Origin of the sequence: Streptomyces sp., assembly GCF_031178505.1 — a bacterium.
Taxonomy (GTDB): domain Bacteria; phylum Actinomycetota; class Actinomycetes; order Streptomycetales; family Streptomycetaceae; genus Streptomyces; species Streptomyces gulbargensis.
Window position 1 is genome coordinate 1 of sequence record NZ_JAPSIW010001011.1, and the last position, 1,841, is coordinate 1,841.

The 1,841-nt window shown below is 75.3% G+C and carries 1 protein-coding gene and 1 pseudogene; one reads left to right on the plus strand and one right to left on the minus strand.

Annotation, left to right across the window (positions count from 1 at the left end; translation table 11 throughout):
- Window positions 1-237 precede the first annotated feature (237 nt).
- Window positions 238-1,398: a methyltransferase gene (locus RIF68_RS35670; RefSeq protein ID WP_309055769.1), complete on the plus strand. Its 1,161-nt coding sequence runs from the start codon at window positions 238-240 to the stop codon at window positions 1,396-1,398.
- Between the two features lie 40 nt (window positions 1,399-1,438).
- Here RIF68_RS35670 and RIF68_RS35675 read toward each other — a convergent pair.
- A pseudogene (locus tag RIF68_RS35675) lies at window positions 1,439-1,841 on the minus strand (VOC family protein).

Sequence of the window (1,841 nt, forward strand, 5' to 3'; positions counted from 1 at the left end):
GACCCACGGAGATCGCGGAAGGCGTCCTCCGCCTGCGGACGGCCGTCGACGAACTCACCGGCGGTACGGGCGGGGGGAGGGCCGAGCACCCCGCGTCGGACTGAGCCCGGGGGCGCGGCGGTCCCGGCGGCGGTACGGGCGGGGGAGGAGGCGCGGCGGAGGGGGAGGGCCACGGGAGCGGTGCCGGTACGCCGCCGGCGCGGGGCGGCGCCGGCGACCGGCTAGCCTGAGGGCACGATGAACCGTCTGACCACGTCATGGGGCACCTTCGCCCTCACCCGCCACCCCGAGGACCCGCGCGACCCGCTGCGTGCCTGGGACGCGGCCGACGAATACCTCCTGGGCCACCTCGCCGACGCCGGCACCGACCTCTCCGGCACCGTCGCCGTCCTCGGCGACCGCTGGGGCGCCCTCACCACCGCGCTCCACGCCGCGGCGCCCGGCGCCCTCGTCCAGATCTCCGACTCCTACCTCGGCCGCCGGGCCACCCGCGACAACCTCGCGCGCGCCGGCGCCGCCCCCGACGCCGCCCGTCTGCTCACCACCCAGGACCCGCCGCCGGAACGGATCGACGTCCTCCTCGTCCGGGTCCCCAAGAGCCTGGCGCTCCTGGAGGACCAGCTGCACCGGCTCGCCCCCGCCGTCCACGAGGGGACGGTGGTCGTCGGCACCGGCATGGTCAAGGAGATCCACACCTCCACCCTCCGCCTCTTCGAGCGGATCCTCGGCCCCACCCGCACCTCCCTCGCGGTCAGGAAGGCCCGGCTGATCCACACCACCCCGGACCCGGCGGCGGACCCGGGCCCGAACCCGTGGCCGTACCGCTACGCCCTCCCCGCCGACACCCCGGCTCCCGCGCTCGCCGGGCGCACCGTCACCAACCACGCCGGCGTCTTCTGCGCCGACCGCCTCGACATCGGCACCCGCTTCCTCCTCGGCCACCTCCCCCGGGACCTCGGCCGGGCGCGGGTCGCCGACCTCGGCTGCGGCAACGGCGTGGTCGGCCTGGCGGTCGCCCTCGCCGAACCCGGCGCCGAACTCGTCTTCACCGACGAGTCCTACCAGGCGGTCGCCTCCGCCGAGGAGAACTTCCGCGCCCACGCCGGTGCCGACCGCGAGGCGGAGTTCCTCGTCGGCGACGGCCTCGGAGACCTCCCACCCGGCTCCCTGGACCTGGTCCTGAACAACCCGCCGTTCCACAGCCACCAGGCGACCACCGACCGCACCGCCCGCCGCATGTTCGCCGATGCCCGGCGCGCCCTGCGCCCCGGCGGCGAACTCCGGGTCGTCGGCAACCGGCACCTCGGCTACCACGTGACCCTGCGCCGGATCTTCGGCAACAGCGAACTCGTCGCGAGCGACCCCAAGTTCGTCGTCCTGCGCGCCGTCAAGCGCTGAGCCCCGCCGGGCCCGCGCGTCGGGGCCCGGGGGCCGGGCCTCAGTGCCCCCAGGTCCTGGAGCAGAGCACCAGTTGATAGCCGTCGGGATCGGCGACCGTCACCCCGTACTCCTCCCAGTACGGGTTGTGCGCGGTCACCCGTGTCCCGCCGGCCGCCAGCAGCTTCTCCACCTGCTCCTCCTCCACAGGCGCGCCGAGATAGACGACGAACAGGTCCTCCACGGTCGGTCTGGGTTCCACGGGCCGCTCCGGGTCCCGGGTCAGCTCGAAGTGCCACGTCCCGTCGGTGGGACCCACCATGAGCAGGTCGTGCTCCCCCCCGGGCCCGGGCGGTGCTGCGCCACAGCACGTCGAGCCCGAGCCCGTCCACGTAGAAGCGTTCGGCGGCGACGAGGTCCCGCGAGGGGCGGGCGACCCGTACCCGGGTCTGCGCATCGATGAT